We start from the raw sequence: 22,491 nt of genomic DNA on the forward strand, positions 1-22,491 counted from the left end.
ACTAGCAGTAGGGACGCTGACATTTGTCGGCCCACCGACAAGAATTCGAACTCAACTGGTACGAATATATAGGTGACCTGGGTCACAACCCTTATTTTGATTGCCACCCCGGGTTTCTCTATGGGAGCGTTCTTTCGCATTCGTTTTCAGATGAAATCGGGCATTACCCGAACACGAGCCGGTAAATCGGGGGTTACTCGATGACCGGCGTCGGCACCGGAATCGGCGTCGGGATCGTTGGCCTCGGTGGGATGGGGCAACTCCACGCCTCGAACATGCGCCAGGAGGGCGCCAATATCGTCGCCGGTGTCGATCTGATTGCAGAACAGCGCGAACGGTTCGGTGCCGAATTCGGCGCCGAAACGTACGACTCTCACGACGCCATGCTCGAGGACGAGCGCGTCGAGGTGGTCGTCGTCACGACGCCAAACAAGTTCCACGAGCCGATCGCGGTGGCCGCGCTCGAGGCCGGTCGCCACGTGCTGGTCGAGAAGCCACTCGGGCACACTCTCGAGAGCGCCGAGCGTCTCGCCGAGGCGGCCGAACGGGCGGACGGAATCTGTATGGTGGGCTTTCACAACCGCCACGCCGCGTCGGCCGCGATGTTCGACGCGTACAAGGCTCAAGGCCGATTCGGCCGTCTAACCCACGTTGAAGCCAACTACATCCGTCGGCGCGGCGTTCCCGGCCCCGGTTCCTGGTTCACGAACCCCGACCTCGCTGGGGGCGGTGCGTTACTGGACATCGGCGTCCACGCTATCGACCTCGCGCTCTACATGCTCGACTTCCCGGACGTACTCGAGGTCTCCGGCACGGCCCGGAGCACGTTCGGAACCCAGAAGGAGTACGCCGATCCCGACGGCTTTGGCAACAACTGGGACGCGCAGTCAGAGGCCTACGAGGTCGACGATTCCGTCAGCGCGTTTATCCGCTGTGCCGACGGGCGAACGATCACCCTCGAGGCTGGCTGGGCGACGAACCGCGACCCCAGCCAGGAGTTCCACGTCCGGGGGAGCAACGCCGGCGCACGGTTCGAAATCGGCGATTCGGATCTCGAGTTGCTCGAGGCGGGCACCGCGGGCTGTGACCACTACGCGGACACCCAGCTCACCGGCGACGCGTCGGTAACCGGCCACTACGAACAGGATCGCGTCTTCCTCGAGACGGTCGCCGCGGGAGAGGAAGCGACGGTCAACACGGTCGACGAGGCCCTGGCCGTTCAGCGGGTCATCGACGCGATCTATCGCTCGAGCGAGACGGGGCGCGCAATTCGCCTCGAGGACACGCCCAGGGCGACCCGTCGGATGGACTAACTCAGGTTGGCCCGACGCTCGTATCATTTAGAAATACTTTTCGCCCTGTATTCAGGAGTGGAGCGTATCGTAATGAATGATGCTGGCCGAAGACGGTTGTTGCAATCACTGGCCCTCGGTGGAGTCACCGCGGTCGCGGGGTGTCTGACGTCCGATTCTCGAGACAGTGACGACGACGCGAACAACGAACGCTCGAATTCGACCGTTGACACCGACGGCGTCGATGACGAGTCCGAAACCGACGACCAGTCCAACACCGACGACGAGGCCGAGGAGACCTATGAAGCACGTGACGAACCGCTCTTTCGCCAGTGGACGCCGGCGGTGGATGCCTACGATTACGATGGGACTCCAGGATTCCTCGAGATCGACGTCCAGGCCGCCTACGACATGTCTGCCACGGCCTCGAGCGTCGACCGAGCCGAACTCGAGAAGGCCGTCGAAGCGTACAGCGCACTCGGCATCTCGAGTGAAGAGTTGGACCGGTACCTCAATCTAAACGTGGGTGAGATTCTTTACGGTTCGTTCGATCCGAGTGGCGTCACCGACGCCATCGAAACAGCAGGGTACGCCGACGCGAGCAGCCACGGAGCGTACGAAGTGTACGACGGCGTCTCCATCCAGGACGGCGACAGGGTACTGCTGGAGGACTCGGCCGTTGCCGTCGGTCCGTCCACCCTCGTTGCCGCGCCCACAGCGGGGCCGATCGACGAGAACGCTGTGGATTCGTCGACGTTGTCGGTTGGGTCGCTCCTGGAAACGGGAGGGGCGTCAGGCGCCACACTTCCCGAGACGCACGACGACGTCGGCACGCTCCTGGAGGTGCTCGAGGAAGCGATCGTCCCGAGCGGGGAAAGTTCGTATTTATTTTGTCTCGCTACTGACAGTACCGGGCGACCATCGTACGAACCGGGTGGGTTCATCGTTTCCTGGTCGTTTGGGGCCGAACGCACGGAGCTATCGACCGCCTGGATATACGATGATCTGGAAACGCTCCACGAAGAGCGCCCACGCTCCCATATCGAATCGTGGCTTCCACTCGAGTACTACAACGAGACGTCGGTGTGGACGACCGACCGCGTGGCCGTCTACGAGGGGTGGATCGAGACGACGGCGTTCAACTATTTCGAACCGCCGGCGGACGTGATGCGCCATACCCGACCACAGGCGGGCCTCAGCCTGAACGAGAAGGACGGTGAGGCCGTGATTACGGTCACCGCGATCGAACACCTCGACGGTCTGCGGATCAGTCGAAACGGGGAGACGGTTCGAACCGACGACGATCCCTCGGTCGGCGCAACCTACACGATCTCGACCGACGCGGAAGACCGGATCGTCGTCGTCGGTGTGAACGGCAGGATGGAGGCGATCTTGCTCGAGCAAGTTGTCAAGGGGTACTGAGTCGCTATCGGCTTTGGGTTACGGATCGATCGACACGACCACTCGAAAAGACGCCCAGCACACCTCAGGAAAGACGCGACGCTCAATACTCACAGAGGACGGGAAAATGGGTTCGCTCGCTCAGACCTCGCCCACTCAGATGACTTCTTCGAAGTCGTTGTGGCCGTGGATCTCGACGCCGTCTTCGGTAATCTCACAGAGGAAGACGCCGTTGCCGGAGCCAGTGTCGCGCTCGGCGGCGGACTTGATACTCCGGGCGGCGATGGTCATCGCCTCGTCGTTCGAAAGGCCCTCCTCGTAGGCCTGCTCGAGGTGGCCGTAGGCGAGTTGCATGCCGGAGCCGGTGACGGTGTAGTCGTCTTCCATGACGCCGCCGGCGGGGTCGATGCTGTAGACGTGGCTCCCTTCCGCGTCGACGCCGCCCAGGATGGGGTGGATGGCGAAGAACGGGCCGCCGCGGGCGAAGTTGCCCGCGAGAGTGGCGAGCGCGTCGATGCTCATCTCGTCGCCGCGTCGGGCGCTGTAGAGGTTGACCTCGGCGCGGAGGCTCTTGATGAACGACTGGGCGCCGCCGACGCTGCCGACCATCGTGAGCGCGCCGGTCGGGTGGATCTGCTCGACCTTCTGGACGTTCTTGTTCGAGACGAAGCGACCGCCGAGGCTCGCGCGCATGTCGGTCGCGATGACGACGCCGTCGGCCGTCGTGATGCCGATCGTCGTGGTCCCCGTCTTGTTCACGTTGTCCAGTTCGGCCTGCGAGAGGCCGTTCTGGGGGAGCGAGCCGAGTTCCGGCTCGTACGGCGAGGGCTCGTTCGCCAGCTGGTCGACGGTGCGAGAGAACTCGGAGTCGTGGGATGGCGTTCGCATTATCCGCATGTTACGGCCGACAGGGTATAAAACATCGGCGGTCACCGCGCTTCGTTCCGGTTTCGCCGCGTCGCGTAACGCGGAGGCTCGAGGTCGGGTCGTTCACGACGGCTCGAGGTTCGAGGTTCGAGGTATGGAAGGGCAGAAACGGTGTACGTTCAGGGCTCCGGCTGGGCGTTCTCGTAGGCCTCACCGACGGTGGCGAGCATCTTGTGGATCGGGATCGAGATCCCGGCCTGGCGGGCGGCGACCGCGAGCGGCATCATGACGATACCGACTGCGATGCACAGTTGATACAGTGCGAACAGGGACGCGTAGTACACGCGGGATATCATCGGCGTTCGGTCGATGGTCAGATCAGGTGTATATATAAGCCTTGTTGCCCCGACAGCGAGTTGATGATTAATCAGGGAGGATTGAAGTCGCCGCCGTATTGCGGTTCAAGTACAGTTGTGGAAAGAGAAACTGGACCCGCGTTTCCGCTCGAGGGATGGGTATCCAGACGCCAATACACCGGGGCAATTTCCATAACTTATGGCCAACGTAGGCCAACCGTGCGCGGTGATCGGCCGTACGAGCACTCGGCTCCAAGGTCGGTTTCGGCAACGAATGGAGCGCGGCCAAACCGCAAAGCAGGAAACCCCGGGGCCCGACCAATGGGTATGGCCAACTATCTCGTCGCAATGGAAGCCGCGTGGCTCGTTCGCGACGTCGAGGCGATTGACGACGCAATCGGCGTCGCCGTCAGCGAAGCCGGAAAGCGACTCAACAGCGAGAATATGGAGTACGTCGAGGTCGAGGTCGGCGCGACGGGCTGTCCCGCCTGCGGCGAACCGTTCGACTCGGCGTTCATCGCGGCCGAAACCGCGCTCGTCGGGCTCGCCCTCGAGATGGACGTCTTCAACGCCGACAGCGAGGAGCACGCCTCCCGGATCGCGAAGAGCGAGATCGGCGGGGCGCTTCGGGACGTGCCACTGTCGGTCGTCGAAATCTTCGAACTCGACGAAGACGACGACTGATCCCAACGGCGGATTCTCGAGACCGTCCCACCCAAACACATTTCTATAACCCGCGGTTATGTGCCGGTATGGACCTGCCGACGCCGACGGACCTCAGACAGCGCCGGAACGAACTGGAACTCACCCAGAGCGAACTGGCTAACCGGGCCGACGTCTCCCAGCCACTGATCGCCCGCATCGAGGGCGGCGACGTCGACCCGCGACTCTCGACCCTGCGTCGGATCGTCAACGCTCTCGAGGACGCCGAGGGCGACATCATCCGTGCGGACGACCTCATGCACGAAGACGTGGTCAGCGTCGCCCCCGACGATCCGGTCAGCGAGGCCGCCCACCAGATGGAACGGGAGGCGTACTCGCAACTGGCGGTCATCCAGGACGGAATTCCGGTGGGGTCGATCAGCCAGACGGAACTGGTACACCTGGACGAGGAGGACCGTAACGAACCCGTGGCCGAACACATGGCCGAGAGCTTCCCGACGGTCTCGAAGGATGCGACCCTCGACGAGATTAGCAACCTCCTCGAGCACTACAAGGCCGTCATGATCACCGAGGCGGGCCAGACCGTCGGCATCATCACCGAGGCGGATTTGGCGGCGCGGCTGTCCTGATCGTTGTCTTTACCGACTTAACTCTCCGGTGTCTCTCCCGGTTCGTCTCTCCGGACATTGTACGCACGAACCGAAACGACCTTTTCGAATCGCTCTCCTCGTCTCGCCATGACGACGACCGTCTACTTCGACCTCGACGGCACGCTCCTCGAGTACACGACGCCGTTCGACGAGTTGCTCGCCGGCGTCCTCCCCGAGGACCCGTCCCCGGAACTGGCCGAATTCTTCTCCGATCGGGTGCTCGAGGGCATTACCGGGATCGAACCCGATCCCTACGAGCAGGCGTTCGAAGCGGTCTACGAACGCTACGGGATTTCGGGGGATCCGCCGTCGCTCGCCGCTGAGTACGTCGCCCTCGAAGCAGCGTCGATGACCATTAACCCCGCGGTTCGCCGCCTCCTCGAGACCGTCGCCGACCGACATCGGACGGGCATTCTCACCAACGGGGATGGACCCATGCAGTGGCGCAAGATCGAGGAGCACGGCCTCGACGAGATCGTCGACGAGGTCATCGTCTCGAACGACTTGGGCGCCCGAAAGCCCGACCCCGCCATTTTCGAGGAAGCGAAGGCGCGCCTGCCAGCGGACGTGTACCTCTACATCGGAGATACGTACGAACACGACATCGTCCCGGCCCAAGAGCAGGGGTTCGAGACGGTGTACGTCGGTGACGAGGAGCGACCCGACGCGTCGGTCGCTGCCAGGGGGACGGACGCCCTCGCCGCCATGCTCCTTCCGCTACTGGAGACCGGCGACGATCGGTAATTGCTGGGCCAGACGTCGTTACGACTCGAGCCAGGGTGGCTGCTCGAGATTCGCCAGCGACTCGAGCGTGTAGTCCGGGCAGGGCGTCGGCTCCGCGGGAGCGTCTGGCTCCGGGGGCACCCAAACTGACCGAATCCCGGCCGCTCGAGCACCCGCGACGTCGCTCGAGAGGGAGTTCCCGACGTACACCGCGCGATCCGGATCCGTCTCGAGGGTCTCGAGCGCCCGTCCGAACGGCTCCGGGTCGGGCTTCGGCGCCGTGTCGTAGCCCGCGAAGACCGTCGTCTCGAACGCGTCGGTGAGGCCGACGGCGGCGAGTTTCTCACGTTGCATTTTGGGGTCGCCGTCGGTCACGAGGCCGAGTCGGTACTCCTCGCTCAGCGTCTCGATGACGTCGGGAACGCCCGAAAGCGGATCGACCGCTCGCTGGTCGCGCTCGGCGGCGAACGCCTCCGCGACGGCGACACCGACGTCCCGCTCGAAGTCCGCTTCGACCGCCAGGTCGCCGAAGCACCGTTCACGCAGGTCAGCGACGCTCGAGCTATCTTCCAGGTAGTCGTCGTACCGGTCGTGGTACGCCGACGGCTCGAAGAGTGGGTCGACGCCGGCGCGCTCGAACGCTCGCTCGAGGACGGCCGCCGGCGACCGGCGGTAGCGACAGAGGGTGTCGTCCAGGTCGAACAGTACGGCGTCGACGGGCGTCGTGGGCGCGGTCATTCGTTCCCTCTCCCTACGTCTCGAGCGTACCCCTCGGACGTTCGCTCGGCAAGGTCGAACAGGACCGCCCACTCGAGCAGTCGCCGGACGCGCTCGCCCCAGATTTCCTGCAGCCGGGTTCGGTGTTTGTGTTGTTCGTAGGCCGGGATTTCGTCGCGGAACGTCTCGAAGACGGCGTCGACCGAGAGCAGTCCGTCGGTGGTCTCGAGAATCCCGAGGACGGCGGGCACGCCGTAAACGCGCTCGCGGAACGCCTCGCGGAGGTGGTCGGGGTCGGGGTCGACCCGTTCGCGGTAGAACCCGGCCTGTCCCTCTCGAGCGAGTTCGAGCGCCCGGAGGAAGGTTAGCCAGGTCCGGGCCTCGTCTCGCGGGCCGATTCCCGTCTCGCGCATGATCCGGGCGCAGCAGTCGTCCTCGGTGCCGGGAACGAGGGGAACGGCTTGCTGGACAGTTTCAACGTACGCGAGGTCCTCGGGCGCCTCGGGGACGAGTTTGAACTGCATACGGACCTCAGCGGTCGGCGTCGAGGCCGAAGGAGTCGACCAGGACGTCCTCGTCCGTCTCGCCGTAGACGTACGTCGGGCCGCCGAGGACGTCCACGGTCACCTTCGCCGGGCCGAACAGGTCGGCCGACGTCTCCTTGAACGACCAGTCTCGATCCTCGAAGATGTCGGCGAACGGCGTGCCGTACTCCTCGCGCGCGCTCGAGACGACCGCGTCGAAGGCGTCGAAGTCCTCGCGGACCACGAGGTGGGCCGTCCCGCCGTAGGCGACGGCGTCGTTCGTCCGGCCGATGGCCGCCTGCTCGTCGTCGGCGACCGGCGGCACCGGCGCGCGCCCGGTCGCGGAGACGACGTCGAGCGGATCGTAGCCGAGTTCGACGAGGTTGAACGTCGCGTGCTCTGCCACGCGGGCCGCGTTCGTGACGCTCCCGACGACGCTGGCAGTGGGGTAGGCCAGCAGGAAGACGCCGCTGGTCTCGACGCCCGTGAGGGCGGCCACCTGCTCGGAAGCGGCCTCCGTCGGTTGCTCGTCGGTCTCGAGGGCGAGCGCCGTCAGGTCGAAGGCGTCGGTGTAGCCGATGCGGCGGAACTCCGTCTCCTCGGCGACGAGTGCGCGGGCTGGACCGCTCCCCAGTGCCTCGAAGTCCTCGGTCGCGAGTTCCCAGCTCGCTTTCTGTGAACAGAGTAACGCCAGTCCGGGCTGGTCCGTCGAGAGTTCGACGTGCGGGATGGGCGCGCCGCCAATCTCCGTGAGGTCGCGACTCGGGGTCGCGAGTCCAGCCGTCTGGATCTCCGTACACAGCAGTCCCGCTTCGATACCGCCGTCGAACTCGAGGCCGAAGTCGAGCACCGTCGTCTCGTTCTCGAGTTCGTACGCGCCCACGTTCAGCTCCTCGGTGAACTCGAGGGCCTCGTCGACGAGTTCGATGGCCATCCGGTTGAGACTCTCCATGGCTCGGGCTACTCGCTCCGCCTTCAAACCGTTTGTTAGTTGTGGCCAGGGGCGATTACTCGCGACTACTCACGACTTCTCGCCGGACGCTCGAGGTGGGACTCGACAGCGTCGACCTTCGCCGCCGCCGACTCGTCGCTTGTCCGCTTGTCGTCGATCTTGAGGAAGGTACTGACGCGGTCGCCGTCGACGGCCTCGTGGGCCGCTTGCGCCGCGGCGAACAGCTCGCCGACGTCTTCGGCCTCGATGGTCGTTCCCATCGGACCAGTTTCGTACTCGACGTCGTAGTCCTCGAGCGCGTCGATGGCGTTCGCGACCGCTTCGGACATGCTGTCTTCGACGACCGGTGCCGTGCTCAGAAAGCCGATGACCGTCATGGTCGATCCGATACCGAGCGAATAGAAATACCTGTCCGTTGGGCGGGGTTGTGAATAGCCCAATGTGGAGACCAGTGTCTCGATGACGAGTTCGACGATACTGAGGTCGACGAAAATCGAGAATGCAACGCTCGAGTAGCCCGGGGCGGTACCGATACGGGTGGTATGGCTGACGCTGGACGCCACTACCAGTGTCGGTCGTCAGCGAAGCGGTGACTGGCCGCTGCCAGTCGGCGGGTAGACGAAGATATCGCCGTTGGCGAAGACGTACACTTCGTGCTCGAGCGCGCTGAAGCACACGTGGCCGTCGAGTCGTCGTCCGCCGTCGTTCTTCGGGCTGAACAGTCGCTCGAGGGCGTCGGGGTCGATGCTGTCGTACAGCGAGAACTCGCCCTGGGAGACGTCGACGTTCGCGATGCTCGAGAGGGCGTGTACGATCGTCGTCGTCAACGTCGCCGTGCCGTCGGGGTCGTAGCGAAAGACGTACCGGCCGTTCGCCTGGTCGTAATTCGAGTCGTTCGTGCTGTCTGGGGGAGGGATTTCAGTTTGCATATCGGTACAAAGGGCTACGCAGTTTTCCAGGTGTCCGTACCGGGTCCGGACACAAAAGTCAATCGGCCCGAGAAACGGTTCGGCGGCCTGTATTGCTCTCGAGAGACACCGTCAACACCTCGTGACGGTTTCCTGGGTCGACCGGAAAACTACGATCGTTCAGATCAGACGCGCGCTCGTCAACACAGTGTATGCTTGAGCGTGGTGCCGAGAGACCATCCTCATGGGTTCGATCTAACCATCGAATTGGTTGTCACCTACCAGAGGAAACCCGTGTCTGGCCATTCACCAGATCCAACAACAATGTCACCTGGAAGTGGTTACTGTGTCACACTTCTCGACTTTCTGCTGGCTGGCAGCCTCATCGGTCTCGCCACCGACAGCGACAGGACCACCACTCGCACTATACGTGAACGTATACGAAGCTATCTTGCCGGACGAATGGAAGATTCCGATCTCTCCATTCCGTTCTGTGCCGTCACAAGCACCGTCAGGTGCGCCATCCACAAACGCAAAGGGGCGATATATTGTTTCGAACGGAACAGTCTCGCCCGGGCCAACAACGAGATCTGTCCTCGATGGATTGAGCGGCCGGCTACGACCAGCGCCAACGACACCTGGTCCTAGTTCGAAAGAACCGCGATCAAACGACTCACTCTGGAGATCGACAGTCGGGTTTGGAACGTTCCCATACATTCCGACAAACCGGACCAGAAGAGGAGCGGTGCCTGTATTGTGAATATCGAAGGAAGCCCTTCCGTCTGATTGCACCTCAATATTTTGTGCGACTCCATGGACTGGTTCCCAAACCCACTGACTAACCCAACCGTCAGAGGTTTTGGCTTCCACGTAGAGGTCTTTCGAAATATACGACGCTAGTCTGTCAGGGAACACGACATCAAACCGAACGCTATCAGAAGGGTGACTGATAGTTTGATATTGCTCATCAGCGGTTCGGTCGACCAGTACGGCCTTCTCGACCGTAGCCTCGTCTTGGAATCTTACCACTAGCTCTGTTCGCTCGTAGCTATAGCTCTGGAAGACGTCTGAACTGTTTTGGTTGTTACCTGTTGACGATAACCCTGTACAGCCACTTGCCAGTGATAGTCCACTGGCAATGATAGCAGCAAATTCCCTCCTCTTCATGATTCCATTAATATTTAAGGAGTGATATCTCCATCGGCCAAGAGGGGGAAATATCTAGATCGATCCCCGTATCTCGCTTTCTCACTGGCGGGTAAATCAATAGACACCGAAATCAGGCTTCGGCTAGCGAGCCTACGAAACACAATACTTGCGTTAACGTTCACAGATTGTACGGAGTACGGATACCAGCCGCCCGTAGACGGCGCTCGCGCTCGACGGACAAATGGCTCACCGGCAACCCCTACGGGACAGCGCTGTCGCTCGAGTAAGTGGTTCGTCGGAAAGGATTATGCGTGGGTGATGTCCGCGAAGGGAAATCACCTGCATCGTCTCGTTCGGCGGCGTTGCCGCCTCACGTTTCGCGGTCGTGATACGACCGCGCATGCGATGCGTGGGACCGGATTTGAACCGGCGGACCCCTACGGGACAGCGCCCTCAACGCTGCGCCGTTGGCCTAGCTTGGCTACCCACGCTCGCGGCGTCTTTCTGCACTTTCCGATATCCAACGGGCATATAAAAGCCCTTTCTTTTGCCGCGGACTCTGGGGGGCCGTCACACAGAAACCGGTAATCGACGGGCAGTGAACGGTGCCTTGAAATGTCGGACCGGCCAATGGTAGTCATGGCAAAATACTCGACCGGCTCGTCGTCCGGCGGCGGCGGGACGAACTGCGAGCTCTGTGGCGCCGAAAGCGACTCGCTGCGTCGAGCGACCGTTGCCGGCGCCGACCTCGAGGTCTGCCCGAACTGTGCCCCCCACAGCGACGAGCAAAAGCAGCGTAGTCGTCGATCGGGGGGCTCCGGCTCCAGCGGCTCGCGATCCCAGGACGAACCCAACCGCAAGAAGAAGGCCGCCCAGAACGTCGCCCGCGCGAACCCGATCTGGGACGGCGACTCCGAACACTGGGAGAAAGAAGGGACAAACTACGACGACGACCCGCTGCCGTACCTCGTCTCCGGCTACGGTGAACGCGTCGAGGCGGCCCGCCAGGAGGCCGGACTGAAGCGCGAAGAACTCGCCGAGGAACTCGGCTGTCGCGAATCCGATCTGCTGGCCGTCGAACAGGGACGAGCGACCCAGGCCGGCGTCGGCGGCGGGCTCATCACGGCTCTCGAATCGTATCTCGAGGTCGAACTCGCCGAATAGTGCCCATACTCGCACCAATTCGTTCCGCAGATCCAGAGACGCCCCGGCGAGCAGACTTTTATCGGAGGCCGACGGAGTGCCACCAATGAGCGGTCAACGGGCAGCGGCCGAGCCCTACACAACGCGATTCGAAACCGAGGTGACGGCAGTCGACGGGAGGCGCGTCTGGCTCGAGACGACGTACTTCTACGCCGAGGGCGGCGGCCAGCCAGCCGACCGCGGGCGGATCGGCGACGTCCCCGTCGAGGACGTCCAGATCGTCGACGGCGAGCACGTCCACGTCCTCGCGGACCCACCGTCGTTCAAGGCCGGCCACCGCGTCATGTGCTCGATCGACTGGTCGTTCCGAATGTACTGCATGCGCGCACACACCGCCAGCCACGTCCTTTACGGTGCCGGACGGCGCCTCCTCGAGGACCTCGGCTACGGCGGGTTCGACATCGGCGAGGAGAAGATCCGCGTCGACCTCGAGACGACGACCGAACTCGACGACGACGTCCTGATCGAACTCGACGACCTGGTCAACCGGGCAGTCTGGGAATCCCGGCCGGTCTCCTGGGAGGATGTACAGGTCGCGGACGCGCGCGAACGCGATGAGATTGCGTTCAACGAAGCCACGGAGGAAGGCGCCTTCTCCAGGGGGCAGGTCCGCGTCGTCACGATCGGCTCGAAAGACGACAACGGCCGGACGACCAATGGCTCGAGCAACCCCTGGGACGTCGCGGCCTGTGGTGGAACTCACGTTCGAAACACCCGGGAAATCGGGCCCGTCACGGTCCTCGACCGGTCGAACCCCGGAGAGGGACTCACGCGCGTCGAGTTCGCCGTCGGCCCGCGAGCGATCGAACGTCGAGCAGCCGAAAAGCGAGCGGCGTTCGCGGCGAAGCGGACGCTGGGGGCGGACGTCACCTCGATATCGGACGCCCTCGAGGAGACCGTCGAGCGCCAGGATACCCTCGAGGCCGACAAGCGAACACTCGAGGCCGAACTCGTCGAACGAGCGCTCGAGGCGGCCGATCACGTCGAACGGGACGGCGAGAGGTGGCTCGTGACGAGCGTCGACGGACTCGAGCCTGAAGCGCTCGGGGACGCCGTTCGCGAAGCGCCAGACTCGCACGCGGACGTCCTCGCCGTCGTCGGCGAAACCGACTACCCCTTCGTCGTGATCCGAAGCGACGAGGCCGTCGATGCGGGAGCGCTGGTCGACGACCTGACGGTCGAGTTCGGCGGCGGTGGCGGCGGTTCATCGTCGTTCGCTCAGGCCGGCGGCTTCGATTGTTCCGCTGATGCCATCCTCGAGGCGCTCGTGGACGGACACTAGGGCAGCGTCGCGTGCTCGAGTGGGTGCTCCGACGGTGGCTCTCGTATTCTCGTCCGGAAGTGGGGGAATCGATTATAGTCTCGGCCGAAAAATGTCCTGGTATGACTCGCACGGAACTCGCGGCTGCCAGCGACACCCTTCGGGAGGCCGCTACCGTGGCAGCCTCCGATCTGGCGACTCGACTCGACGAGCAGGCCGAGACGGTGGCCGACCTGGCCGACCGAGCAACTGGCCCGGACCACGGTCGCCTCGCTCGACTCGAGCACTCCCTGCGTGATATTCAGCGCGAAGCGGACGAGGACGTGGCTCACCGAATCAACACCGCGCTCGAGGAAATTCGGGCCTATCGAGCGACCGTCGAGGGGGTCTAACTCCACGTCACTACATTCGATCCGGTACCGACGAGCGGTCGCGGGCTGACGTCGACGAACCATTCGGGTGTTCAAGATCAAACCCGAATTCCGACCCGCTCGACCGGCGCACTCGAGAAAGTGCGCTTGCAAGGAAAGGGGGGTACTCCTTTTCTGCCCCGCAGATTCCATAACTATAGGCGCATTCTCTCGGCTCTTGCGGACAGGATAAGTGTAAGGTTTTACTACTATGCGAGTCAATGGTGGCGCATGGGTATCGATTACTCGCAGCTACACGATCCGAACGCGGAGTATACGATGCGAGAACTGTCGGCGGAGACGATGGGCCTCGCGGCGAAACGCGGCGGCGGCCGGGACGTCGAGATCACCGACATTCAGACGACGATGGTCGACGGGAACTTCCCGTGGACGCTCGTCCGCGTATACACCGACGCGGGCATCGTCGGCACCGGCGAGGCCTACTGGGGCGCTGGCGTCAGTGAACTCGTCGAGCGGATGAAACCCTTCCTGCAGGGCGAGAACCCGCTCGACATCGACCGGCTCACCGAGCACATGGTCCAGAAGATGTCCGGCGAGGGATCACTCGCGGGCGTGACGGTCACGGCGATTTCGGGCATCGAGATCGCTCTCCACGACCTCGTTGGAAAGATCCTCGAGGTGCCGGCCTACCAGCTGCTGGGCGGGAAGTACCGCGACGAGATGCGGGTCTACTGCGACTGCCACACCGAGGAGGAAGCCGATCCGATCGCCTGTGCCGACGAGGCCGAACGCGTCGTCGACGAACTCGGCTACGACGCGCTGAAGTTCGACCTGGACGTGCCCTCGGGCCACGAGAAGGATCGGGCGAACCGCCACCTGCGCGACGTCGAAATCGAGCACAAGGCGAGCATCGTCGAGGCCGTCACTGAGGCCGTCGGCCACAAGGCCGACGTCGCCTTCGACTGTCACTGGACGTTCTCCGCCGGTAGCGCGAAGCGACTGGCCAGGCGCCTCGAGGAGTACAGCGTCTGGTGGCTCGAGGACCCCGTCCCGCCGGAGAATCACGACGTTCAGCGCGAGGTCAGCCAGTCGACGACGACGCCGATCACAGTGGGGGAGAACGTCTACCGGAAGCACGGTCAGCGTCGCCTCCTCGAGGGGCAGGCCGTCGACATCATCGCGCCCGACCTGCCGAAAGTCGGCGGGATGCGCGAGACGCGCAAGATCGCGGACCTGGCGGACATGTACTACGTCCCCGTCGCGATGCACAACGTCGCCTCTCCGGTCGCGACGATGGCCGCGGCGCACGTCGGTGCGGCCATCCCGAACTCGCTGGCCGTCGAGTACCACAGCTACGAACTCGGCTGGTGGGACGACCTCGTCGAGGAGACGGTGATCGAGGAGGGCTACATCGATATCCCCGAAGAGCCGGGACTTGGCGTCACCCTCGACCTGGACGCCGTCGAGGAGCACCTGGTCGATGGTGCGGAGTTGTTTGACTGAGCGTAGCGAAGTCAAACTCGAAAATCAGAGATTTTCATTGTTCGACAAAGCGTGAGCTTTGTCGTGCCCGTGAGCTGTGCTCAGAGGTGTTCGACGAAGCATGAGCTTCGTCGTGCTTGCTGAGCTGTGCTCAGCGGTGTTTGACCGGGCGCGCAGGTGTCGTCGATCTCACCAGGCACACGCAGCGTCGTTCGTCCGATTCGGCGGTCGAGTTCCACCGGGACTCGAGCCTGCTTCGACTCCTCGACGCTCGACGTTTATACTATAGATTATATAGTATTGAGTTCGAAGCGACCGTCTCTCGAGAGACCGCGGCTCATGGTGGGGGAGCTGGCCCTGTCAGGTTCGCACCTGTTCGAGGTTTGGAGGTTCGCACGCTCGAAGGTTTGAAAGCTTGTAGGCTCGAGCGGGCAATAGGAGTGCACGACCGTCGCCTCAGCCGTCAGGACTCGTCGTCCGCTCGACGCGGCGCACTCTGCTTGCCGAGGTCGCCTCCCTCGTCGACGTCGTCCGGATCGCGATCGATTCGCTCGAGTTCGTCCTCGATCTCTGCCTCTCGTTCGGCCTTGTACTCGTCGGATCGGTCGGTATCGTCTTCGGCCATACGTGAAGTGCGCAGTCCAGGGTCAGGAAAGCGCGGCCGTCATCTGCAACGTGGGTGTGCTCCAGTGGGTACAGACCAGCGATTGACCCCCGGAAGAGAAAGACAGATAAAAGGCCCCGCATTGTGAACACACAGATATGGACGTTCCCTACGATCTCACCTCGTACGTGCGGGTACTGAAGATGGCGACGACCCCCACGCGGGAGGAATTCGTGCAAGTGTCGAAGATCGCCGGGGCGGGAATCCTGCTCGTCGGCCTGCTCGGATTCCTCATCGGCGTGGTCATGCTGTTCCTCACCGGTGGGGGCTTCTGATGCCGATCTACGCTGTCAAGACGACGGCCAGCCAGGAACAGACCGTCGCCGACATGATCATCAACCGCGAGGAACCGGACGTACACGCCGCGCTCGCCCCTGACTCGTTGACCTCCTACGTGATGGTCGAGTCCGACGGCCACGCCGTTCTCGAGCGGATCCTGGAGGACATCCCTCACGCTCGAACGGTCATCCCGGGCGAGTCAGACATCTCGGAGGTCGAGCACTTCCTCTCGCCCAAGCCGGACGTCGAGGGGATCGCCGAAGGCGACATCGTCGAACTCATCGCCGGGCCGTTCAAGGGCGAGAAGGCGCAGGTTCAGCGCATCGATGAGGGTAAGGACCAGGTGACTGTCGAGTTGTACGAGGCGACGGTCCCGATTCCGGTGACGGTGCGGGGCGATCAGATTCGCGTCCTCGACTCCGACGAGCGATAGCGAGTCGGTTCGCTCGGCGGGAGCGAAGCGAGCGCCGAGGGAGTTTTAGACTAAATTTTGCGAGGAGTGGTAGCCAATGCAGAGCGAGGCTACCCGACGACGGAAAATTTAGGTGCGCGACGGTGCCGATTCCGGTGACGGTTCGCGGGGACCAGATTCGCGTCCTCGATTCCGACGAGCGATAGCGTTCGGCGTTTTTTCTGGGACAGTCGAGTTTGGTCCCTCCGACTCGAGGCTCTCCTGTCAAATTCAACGACTCGTGAGCAGGTGGCGTTCATCCGATTCGGTGGCGCTCGAGGCTTTGGGGCCGTTCGAAGGACACCTAGCTCTCGAGGTGGTCGGCTAGCCGTTGCTGATCGACGACCTCGTCGATTTCCTCGAGGAGGCCCTCCCGCTGGCGTACGTCCTCAGCGCCGGCGCCGTAGGCGCGGACGTACTCCGCGCGGCTGTGTTCGGAGAAGACGTGGCGGATCGCCAGGTAGCCGTCGGGGACGATGGTTCCACAGACGCCACACTCGAGCCGTTCGTGGGCGGTCACCTGGTGGGCGATGGCCGACTCGACGTCCTCGAACACCGAGCCACAGTCGTCGATCCCACATTCCCAGGCCGTATCCATTCAATCGTGATACTTGGGCCGGTCATAAAGGTTCTTTCGGCAATAGTTCGCTCTGCGAGCGGGGCATCGCGAGACGATCGGTGGTGACGAGGGGAAAACGCGTCTCCGGCAGTGATTCCGGGGAGCCGATAAATCAGAATTCATAACTCCTCGGTTGGCGTACCACGAATCGTGAGCGACGGAGAGCAGGTCCGGGTCGACCTCCACGTGAAGGTGTTGAACGAGCGGGTAATCGAGAACGCCCGTCGGGCGGGAATCGGCGTACTCGTCTACGCCCCCCACTTCACTCGCCTCCCCGAGATTCGAGAACGGGCGAGCACGTACAGTACCGACGACGTGACCGTCGTGCCCGCACGGGAGGTGTTCACTGGTTCCTGGAACGACCGAAAGCACGTCCTCGCGATCGGCCTCGAAGAGCCCGTTCCCGATTTCATCACCCTCGAGGGGGCGATGGCGGAATTCGAACGACAGGGAGCCGCGGTGCTGGCGCCACATCCCGAGTACCTAACGGTGTCGCTGACGGAAGGCGACATCCGGTGCTTTCAGAACGGTATCGACGCCGTCGAAATCTTCAATCCGAAACATCTGCCCACGCACAACCGTCGAGCGAGTGACCTGGCCGACCGTCTCGACCTCGCCCCGTTTACCTCGTCGTACGCCCACCTCTCGAGTTCAGTCGGCGCAGCCTACGTCGCGTTCGAGCGGACGATTGAATCCGAGACCGACCTCGTCTCGGCGCTCAAAGCCGACGCGCCCCGACGGGTCGTCTACGCCAACGGCCTCCGGCGCTGGCGGACGACGGCGGCCGAACTGGCCCACCTCGCGTACGAGAACACGTGGAAGAAGGTCGATCGGCTGTACCTCTCCGGTACGGAGCCGACCCACCCGAATCACGTCTTCTACGACGGGCGGTTCGACGACGCCTCAGTCTACTGATCGCTGCCGCGTTCGTCGTCCGCGGGGTCGCTCTGGTCACCCATAGGGCCGATTTCGTCACCCGCACGATCGTTTTCGTCGCCCTCGAGGCCGCGTTCGCCCGCCGGTTCCCTGCTTCGCACCGCCTCGAGCGTTCGCCGAACCCGATCCCAGTGGCTCCCTTTCCAGAAGTGCTGGCCACAGTTACGACAGGCCCACACCGGCACATCGCTCGAGTCGGGTGCGTACGACGGCGTGTCGGTCGTTCCCGCTTCGGACACGCGCTCGAGCGGGCCGTTACACCGTCCACATCGGCGCGGTTCGTCGGGGAGCGACAGGTCGATACCGCGGCCCTGGAGGGTTCGCAGTTGCTCGTCCGTATCGCGTGACTCGAGCAGGATGGCACGTTCGCTTCGGCCGGCCAGGTTGACGTCTCGCGTGACGATCGTTCGATCTTCATCGGTCGCGACGTCGAGAAGCCGATCGTCCGCCTCGAGGTCGCGGTCGCCAGCGTACAGCGTGTCGTGGCCGCACATCCGGCAGTAAACGACGATGCCGCCGCACATGCCGTCGACGAGGAGTCGTTCGGTCACGGTGGATCACGTGGTTAGTGTGTTAGGGCAGGAACAGGATCAGTGCGTCAGTGCAGGAACGGAACCAGTACATCAATGCAGGAACTCGCGCAACTCCTCGAGTTCCCAGGCGTTGATCACGTCCGCGGGTTCGGCCCACCCGCGCCGGGCCGTGTGGGCCCCCCAGCGGACGTACTCGAGGGTCGCCGGGCTGTGCGCATCGGTGTTGACGGCAATCGCCGCGCCCTTGTCGATCACGGCCTGGACGGCGCTTCCCCACAGGTCGAGTCGGTGGGGATTGCTGTTGACCTCGAGGGCAGTGTCGTTCGCCGCGGCAGCCTCACCCAGCGCGGCCGCGTCGATTGAGAGGCCCTCGCGCTGGTTGAGCAGGCGGCCGCTGGGGTGGCCCAGGACGTCGATGGCCGGGTTCTCGATCGCGCGAATCAGGCGCTCGTTCGCCGCGTCCGAATCCTGGTCGAGCGCGCTGTGGGGAGAGGCGACGATCACGTCCAGGGCGTCGATGACGTCCTCGGAGAGGCCGATTTCCCCCTCGGCGTCGACGTTGGCTTCGATCCCCGCGAACACCTCGAGGTCGGCGGCGGCGTCCACCTCGCGGATCGCCTCTACCTGCTCCAGGATCTCGGTGTCCGTGAGCCCCATGCCGCCGACGACGCCCGGCCCCTCTGCGTGGTCTGCGATCGCGTAGTAGTCGTACCCCTGCTCCGCGGCCGCGGTGACCATCTCGTCGATCGAGTTGTTGCCGTCGGACCACTCGGTGTGGGTGTGCAGGTCGCCGCGGATATCCTCGCGTGTGAGGAGGTCCGGCAAGGTACCGTCCGCAGCGGCGTCGATCTCGCCGCGATCCTCGCGCAGTTCCGGGGGCATCCACTCGAGGCCGAGTGCCTCGTACATCCCTTCCTCGGTTTCGCCAGCGACACGCTCGCCGACGCGCTGGCCCGCCTCGTGGTCCTCAACCTGGGAAACGTCGAAAGCGCCGTACTCGTTGAGCTTCAGCCCACGATCGATCGCGTAGTTCCGCAGGGTCACGTTGTGATCCTTGCTCCCAGTGAAGTACTGGAGCGCAGCCCCGAACTCCTCGGGCACCACGACGCGCAGGTCCACGCGGACCTCGCCGACGCGGACGCTCGCTTTCGCCGACCCGGACTCGATTTCGTCGTCGACGGAGTCCCAGGAGACGAACGCGTCGACGACGTCCTCGGCCTCGTCGGTGGCCGCGAGGACGTCCACGTCGCCGATCGTCTCGCGCCACCGACGGATCGAGCCGGCGACCTCACAGCGCTCGACCGTCTCGAGCGACTCCAGGAACGCGAGCACGTCGTCTGCGAGCGGGCGGGCCTCGCCGAGCAGTTTTCGTTCGCCGATCTCACGGGCGAACGGGATGTTCTCGAGGATGTTCTGTTCGGTCTTGGCGCCGAACCCCGACACTTCGCGGATCTCGTTCGCCTCGGCGGCCGCCTCGAGGTCGTCGAGCGTCCGGACGTCGAGTTCGCGGTAGAGTGTGCCGACCGTCTTCGGACCGACGCCCTCGACGCGGGTGAGATCGGCCATGTCCACGGGGAGGTCCGCCCGTAGCTCCTCCAGTTCCTCGATCTTCCCGGTTTCGACGTACTCGACGATCTTCGACCCGATGGCGTCCCCGACGCCGTCGATGTCCTCGATCGCCTCCTCGTTCCCCGCGTTCACCAGGTCGGCAATCGGCGCGGGGTGGGCGCCGATCGCCTCGGCCGCCCGCCGGTAGGCCCGTGGTTTGTACTCCACGTCGTCGGCCTCGAGCAGGTCCGCGAACTCCTCGAACCGGGCGGCGAGTTCGGCGTTGGTCGCCATCAGCGACCCCTCCGCGTGCCCGCGTCGGTCTCCCGGCCGAGCGCTTTCTTCAGGAATGACATCCAGCGCTTCTTGTCCGCCGTGTTCTGCGCCTGTTGCTCGCGCTCGAGGTCCGTCGGGCCGAGGTTCTCGAGGGCGTTGAGCGCCCGGTCGATGCCGACGATCGACCGGACGAGTTCCTCGCCCTCCTCTCGACTGATGTCGCCCTCTTCGATCAACTCGAGTCGCTCGAGGCGCTCCCGCCTGAGGTTCCGTTTGGCCTGCTCGACGCGCTCGCGTTCGCCTGCCGGAACCGTCTCCCGGCGCTTGATCTCGAAGACGAACTGCCGGAGATCGATCGACTCGTCCTGGATCGTGATCTCCTCGGGAATGTCCGCGCCGATGGTCGCGCCATCCCGGTTGACGCGCTCGAGCAACTGTTTTCGCTCGTAGTCTTGCACACGTCGTCGTGGGACTCGAGGGGGCAAAAATCCTCGTCACGCGCTCGCACGGCCGCCGATATCTGGCCTGAGGGGCGAGTGAAACCCCAAACCCCATAGCGACGCGTCACATACGGGGCGCCAATGGCAACGTGTGACGTGTGTGGGAAAAACGAAAGCATGCCGTACAACTGTCGGCACTGCGGGGGGACCTACTGCAGCGAACACCGCCTGCCGGAGAACCACAACTGTACGGGGCTCCACAACTGGAACGATCCGCAGGGGGTCTTCGACAGCGGGTTCGACGATAGCGTCGACAGCGGCGGGAAGACGGCCTCGAGTCTGAGCGACAAATTGCCGTTCAACACAGGGCCTGGTGGGCCGCTGGGGTACTTCCGGGGGAACATGACGTACACGTTCCTGGCGCTCATGTGGATCACGTTTCTCGCGCAGTGGATTGTTCTTCTAGTTGCCGGGACAACCGCTCACCGTGCTATCTTCATGCTCTCGACAGCGAACCCGGAGTACGTGTGGACGTGGGTGACCTCGATTTTCGCCCACTCGCCGGTCAACATCTTCCACATCGTGTTCAATAGCATCGTGATATTCTTCTTCGGGCCGCTCGTCGAGCGGTACGTCGGTTCGAGAAAATTCGCGATTCTGTTCGTCGTCAGCGGCGTTCTCGCTGGCCTCGGTCAGATCGCAATCTCCGCTTATCAGGGCGTTCCCTCGAACGTGCTCGGAGCGAGCGGCGCCGCCCTCGCGATCATGGGCGTTTTGACGATTCTGAACCCGAACCTCAAGGTCTACCTGTACTTCATCCTCCCCGTACCGATCTGGCTCCTTGCGGCCGGAACCGCTCTCGTCAGTATCTTCTTCATCGGCGGCGGAAGCGCTGGCGGTAGCGGCGTTGCACACGCAGCCCACCTCGTCGGTCTCGTGGTCGGTCTCGCCTACGGCGAGTACATCAAACGGACCCAGAACGTGCGAACGGCGAATCAATTCCAGCTCGGCGGCGGCGGTCCAGGCGGCCCCGGCGGTCCCGGCGGACCAGGCCGCAGACGATTCTAACGCGTCCGTACCCGAGCGTCATCGTGCTCCCCACTTCCGACCAGTTCACGACGCACACACGTCACCCCTTTCACACACGTTACGACTATGATACGAATCCGCCGTCCTGACCTCGTCCCCGATCCCGCGCTCTCGAGAGCCGACATGGAAGCCATGCAGCACGAAATCGCTCGCGAGGCCGTCTTCGAGGACGACTTCGCGTTCGACCTCGAGACGTTGACGAATCCGCTGGCGGCGACTTCGACTTCGAGCGGGGGTGGTAGCGGTAACGGGAGCGACGGCAACCCCGATACCGGACCAACCACCCAGCCAGTCGTCGCCGGCGTCGACCAGTCCTTCCTGCTCAATTCGGAACCCGAACGTGCGCTCAGCGCCATCGTCGTCATGCAAGGTGGCGAGGTCCTCGAGCGCGTCTTCGCCGTCACGCCCCTCAAGATCCCCTACGTCCCGGGCCTGCTCTCGTTCCGCGAGGGCGGCCCGATCCTCGAGGCCGTCGAGAACGTAACGACCGACCCCGACGTGTTCCTGTTCGACGGGAGCGGCCGCATCCACTTCCGGGAGGCCGGCATCGCGACTCACATGGGCGTCGTCCTGGACGTCCCCAGCGTCGGCGTCGCCAAGAGCCTGCTCTGTGGCGAGGCGACGGGCGACCTCGAGAACCTCGCCGCCGGCACCCGCGTCCCAATCGAAGCGAACGCGCGCGTCGAAACCGATCCGGGAACGCTCCTGGGGTACGCCGTTCAGACGAAGCAGTACGACTCACCGAACCGCTACGTCAACCCGCTGTACGTCAGTCCCGGTCACCGCGTCGGCCCCGAAACCGCGGCCGATCTGGCCCTCGCGCTCTCGAGGGGCTACAAGCTCCCGGAGCCGGTTCGACTGGCCGACAGCTACGCCGACGAGGCGAAAGGCGAGTTGGACTAGTCGCCTCGAGTTGCGGCTGCACCGTGAAACCAGGGAACAACGGGTAAGTGCTTCGTCCGGCCCTGTAAGGTATCCGTCCGGACGGATACGTCGGCTAATGGGGTACGCGACGACCTGAATGCTGGGATCGACGCCATCGTCCACTTCGCGATCATCGGTGGCATTGCCTGGGCGACCGGTCGACCGTTCCTGTTCCCGAGTCTTGGCCCTTCGGCGTCCCTGTGAGTTCGGCGA

The 22,491-nt window shown here is 63.7% G+C and carries 26 protein-coding genes, 1 tRNA gene and 1 pseudogene; 14 read left to right on the forward strand and 14 right to left on the reverse strand.

The annotated features are described in order from the left end of the window. Positions 1-200 precede the first annotated feature (200 nt). The gene (locus ACFQS4_RS13460; protein WP_497901987.1) at positions 201-1,313 is read left to right on the forward strand and encodes a Gfo/Idh/MocA family protein; all 1,113 of its coding nucleotides are present in this window, start codon (positions 201-203) and stop codon (positions 1,311-1,313) included. Between the two features lie 72 nt (positions 1,314-1,385). Beyond that, positions 1,386-2,714 (forward strand): hypothetical protein, encoded by a 1,329-nt coding sequence (locus tag ACFQS4_RS13465; protein WP_497901988.1) that lies wholly within the window; start codon positions 1,386-1,388, stop codon positions 2,712-2,714. 135 nt (positions 2,715-2,849) lie between these two features. Here ACFQS4_RS13465 and psmB read toward each other — a convergent pair whose 3' ends face one another. After that, positions 2,850-3,581 carry an archaeal proteasome endopeptidase complex subunit beta gene (gene psmB, locus ACFQS4_RS13470; RefSeq protein ID WP_497901989.1) on the reverse strand — a complete coding sequence of 244 codons (732 nt, stop codon included), beginning with the start codon at positions 3,579-3,581 and terminating at the stop codon, positions 2,850-2,852. A 158-nt stretch (positions 3,582-3,739) separates the two neighbouring features. Further along, a complete protein-coding gene (locus ACFQS4_RS13475) occupies positions 3,740-3,916 on the reverse strand; it encodes a hypothetical protein (protein ID WP_253436193.1) in 177 nt (58 codons plus the stop codon). Positions 3,917-4,243: 327 nt separating this feature from the next. On the opposite strand from ACFQS4_RS13475, the gene ACFQS4_RS13480 reads away from it, so the two are divergent. From ACFQS4_RS13480 to ACFQS4_RS13490, 3 genes are all read left to right on the forward strand, one after another. Beyond that, positions 4,244-4,600, forward strand: a complete 357-nt coding sequence (locus ACFQS4_RS13480; RefSeq protein WP_497901990.1) for a DUF555 domain-containing protein — start codon at positions 4,244-4,246, stop codon at positions 4,598-4,600. A 68-nt stretch (positions 4,601-4,668) separates the two neighbouring features. Continuing rightward, a complete protein-coding gene (locus ACFQS4_RS13485) occupies positions 4,669-5,208 on the forward strand; it encodes a CBS domain-containing protein (RefSeq protein ID WP_253436198.1) in 540 nt (179 codons plus the stop codon). Positions 5,209-5,316: 108 nt separating this feature from the next. Continuing rightward, positions 5,317-5,973, forward strand: coding sequence for an HAD family hydrolase (locus ACFQS4_RS13490; protein ID WP_497901991.1), 657 nt, complete (start codon positions 5,317-5,319; stop codon positions 5,971-5,973). A gap of 18 nt (positions 5,974-5,991) precedes the next feature. Here the strand turns inward: ACFQS4_RS13490 and ACFQS4_RS13495 are convergent, their stop codons facing one another. The 7 genes from ACFQS4_RS13495 to ACFQS4_RS13525 form a co-directional block, all read right to left on the reverse strand. Continuing rightward, positions 5,992-6,690, reverse strand: a complete 699-nt coding sequence (locus tag ACFQS4_RS13495) for an HAD family hydrolase (protein WP_497901992.1) — start codon at positions 6,688-6,690, stop codon at positions 5,992-5,994. Next, positions 6,687-7,193, reverse strand: coding sequence for a double winged helix-containing putative transcriptional regulator (locus ACFQS4_RS13500; RefSeq protein ID WP_497901993.1), 507 nt, complete (start codon positions 7,191-7,193; stop codon positions 6,687-6,689). Before ACFQS4_RS13500 ends, ACFQS4_RS13495 begins: the two co-directional genes overlap by 4 nt. Before the next feature lie 7 nt (positions 7,194-7,200). After that, entirely contained in the window at positions 7,201-8,145 is a 945-nt protein-coding gene (mch, locus tag ACFQS4_RS13505) for a methenyltetrahydromethanopterin cyclohydrolase (RefSeq protein WP_497901994.1), read from the reverse strand. A 65-nt stretch (positions 8,146-8,210) separates the two neighbouring features. After that, positions 8,211-8,522 (reverse strand): MTH1187 family thiamine-binding protein, encoded by a 312-nt coding sequence (locus tag ACFQS4_RS13510; RefSeq protein ID WP_497901995.1) that lies wholly within the window; start codon positions 8,520-8,522, stop codon positions 8,211-8,213. Between the two features lie 201 nt (positions 8,523-8,723). After that, positions 8,724-9,074, reverse strand: a complete 351-nt coding sequence (locus tag ACFQS4_RS13515) for a HalOD1 output domain-containing protein (protein ID WP_497901996.1) — start codon at positions 9,072-9,074, stop codon at positions 8,724-8,726. A gap of 306 nt (positions 9,075-9,380) precedes the next feature. Continuing rightward, entirely contained in the window at positions 9,381-10,220 is an 840-nt protein-coding gene (locus ACFQS4_RS13520) for a hypothetical protein (RefSeq protein WP_497901997.1), read from the reverse strand. Between the two features lie 388 nt (positions 10,221-10,608). Further along, a tRNA-Leu gene (locus ACFQS4_RS13525) sits at positions 10,609-10,693 on the reverse strand. Positions 10,694-10,841: 148 nt separating this feature from the next. Here ACFQS4_RS13525 and ACFQS4_RS13530 point away from each other — a divergent pair. The 4 genes from ACFQS4_RS13530 to ACFQS4_RS13545 all read left to right on the forward strand — a co-directional run bounded on the left by ACFQS4_RS13530 (position 10,842) and on the right by ACFQS4_RS13545 (position 14,540). Further along, positions 10,842-11,366, forward strand: a complete 525-nt coding sequence (locus tag ACFQS4_RS13530) for a helix-turn-helix domain-containing protein (RefSeq protein ID WP_497901998.1) — start codon at positions 10,842-10,844, stop codon at positions 11,364-11,366. Positions 11,367-11,451: 85 nt separating this feature from the next. Then, complete coding sequence (locus ACFQS4_RS13535) at positions 11,452-12,687, forward strand: alanyl-tRNA editing protein (protein ID WP_497901999.1); 1,236 nt, start codon at positions 11,452-11,454, stop codon at positions 12,685-12,687. A gap of 101 nt (positions 12,688-12,788) precedes the next feature. Next, entirely contained in the window at positions 12,789-13,058 is a 270-nt protein-coding gene (locus tag ACFQS4_RS13540; RefSeq protein WP_497902000.1) for a DUF7553 family protein, read from the forward strand. Between the two features lie 249 nt (positions 13,059-13,307). Beyond that, positions 13,308-14,540, forward strand: a complete 1,233-nt coding sequence (locus tag ACFQS4_RS13545) for a mandelate racemase/muconate lactonizing enzyme family protein (protein WP_497902001.1) — start codon at positions 13,308-13,310, stop codon at positions 14,538-14,540. 442 nt (positions 14,541-14,982) lie between these two features. Here ACFQS4_RS13545 and ACFQS4_RS13550 read toward each other — a convergent pair whose 3' ends face one another. After that, a complete protein-coding gene (locus tag ACFQS4_RS13550; RefSeq protein ID WP_497902002.1) occupies positions 14,983-15,144 on the reverse strand; it encodes a hypothetical protein in 162 nt (53 codons plus the stop codon). Positions 15,145-15,281: 137 nt separating this feature from the next. Between ACFQS4_RS13550 and ACFQS4_RS13555 the strand changes: the two genes are divergently transcribed. Beyond that, positions 15,282-15,458: a protein translocase SEC61 complex subunit gamma gene (locus ACFQS4_RS13555; RefSeq protein ID WP_253436227.1), complete on the forward strand. Its 177-nt coding sequence runs from the start codon at positions 15,282-15,284 to the stop codon at positions 15,456-15,458. Then, a complete protein-coding gene (locus ACFQS4_RS13560; protein WP_253436230.1) occupies positions 15,458-15,895 on the forward strand; it encodes a transcription elongation factor Spt5 in 438 nt (145 codons plus the stop codon). The genes ACFQS4_RS13555 and ACFQS4_RS13560 overlap by 1 nt, the downstream gene beginning before the upstream one ends. 322 nt (positions 15,896-16,217) lie before the next feature. Here the strand turns inward: ACFQS4_RS13560 and ACFQS4_RS13565 are convergent, their stop codons facing one another. Continuing rightward, positions 16,218-16,511 carry a DUF7565 family protein gene (locus tag ACFQS4_RS13565; RefSeq protein ID WP_254156956.1) on the reverse strand — a complete coding sequence of 98 codons (294 nt, stop codon included), beginning with the start codon at positions 16,509-16,511 and terminating at the stop codon, positions 16,218-16,220. A 171-nt stretch (positions 16,512-16,682) separates the two neighbouring features. Here ACFQS4_RS13565 and ACFQS4_RS13570 point away from each other — a divergent pair, with 171 nt between their 5' ends. After that, a complete protein-coding gene (locus ACFQS4_RS13570; RefSeq protein ID WP_497902003.1) occupies positions 16,683-17,447 on the forward strand; it encodes a PHP-associated domain-containing protein in 765 nt (254 codons plus the stop codon). 113 nt (positions 17,448-17,560) lie between these two features. Here the strand turns inward: ACFQS4_RS13570 and ACFQS4_RS13575 are convergent. From ACFQS4_RS13575 to ACFQS4_RS13585, 3 genes and pseudogenes are all read right to left on the reverse strand, one after another. Next, positions 17,561-18,019, reverse strand: a pseudogene (locus tag ACFQS4_RS13575) (Mut7-C RNAse domain-containing protein); the annotation flags it as partial. Between the two features lie 72 nt (positions 18,020-18,091). After that, positions 18,092-19,843 (reverse strand): DNA polymerase/3'-5' exonuclease PolX, encoded by a 1,752-nt coding sequence (gene polX, locus ACFQS4_RS13580; protein ID WP_497902004.1) that lies wholly within the window; start codon positions 19,841-19,843, stop codon positions 18,092-18,094. Then, on the reverse strand, positions 19,843-20,283 hold the full coding sequence (locus ACFQS4_RS13585; RefSeq protein ID WP_497902005.1) for a DUF5788 family protein: 441 nt from the start codon (positions 20,281-20,283) through the stop codon (positions 19,843-19,845). Before ACFQS4_RS13585 ends, polX begins: the two co-directional genes overlap by 1 nt. Before the next feature lie 123 nt (positions 20,284-20,406). Here ACFQS4_RS13585 and ACFQS4_RS13590 point away from each other — a divergent pair, with 123 nt between their 5' ends. Together ACFQS4_RS13590 and ACFQS4_RS13595 are read left to right on the forward strand one after the other, a co-directional pair. Continuing rightward, complete coding sequence (locus ACFQS4_RS13590; protein WP_497902006.1) at positions 20,407-21,333, forward strand: rhomboid family intramembrane serine protease; 927 nt, start codon at positions 20,407-20,409, stop codon at positions 21,331-21,333. Positions 21,334-21,423: 90 nt separating this feature from the next. After that, positions 21,424-22,257, forward strand: coding sequence for an endonuclease V (locus ACFQS4_RS13595; protein ID WP_497903202.1), 834 nt, complete (start codon positions 21,424-21,426; stop codon positions 22,255-22,257). The last annotated feature ends 234 nt before the right edge of the window (positions 22,258-22,491 follow it).

This window comes from Saliphagus sp. GCM10025317, from assembly GCF_042663665.1.
In the GTDB taxonomy this organism is placed as follows: Archaea; Halobacteriota; Halobacteria; order Halobacteriales; family Natrialbaceae; genus Natronosalvus.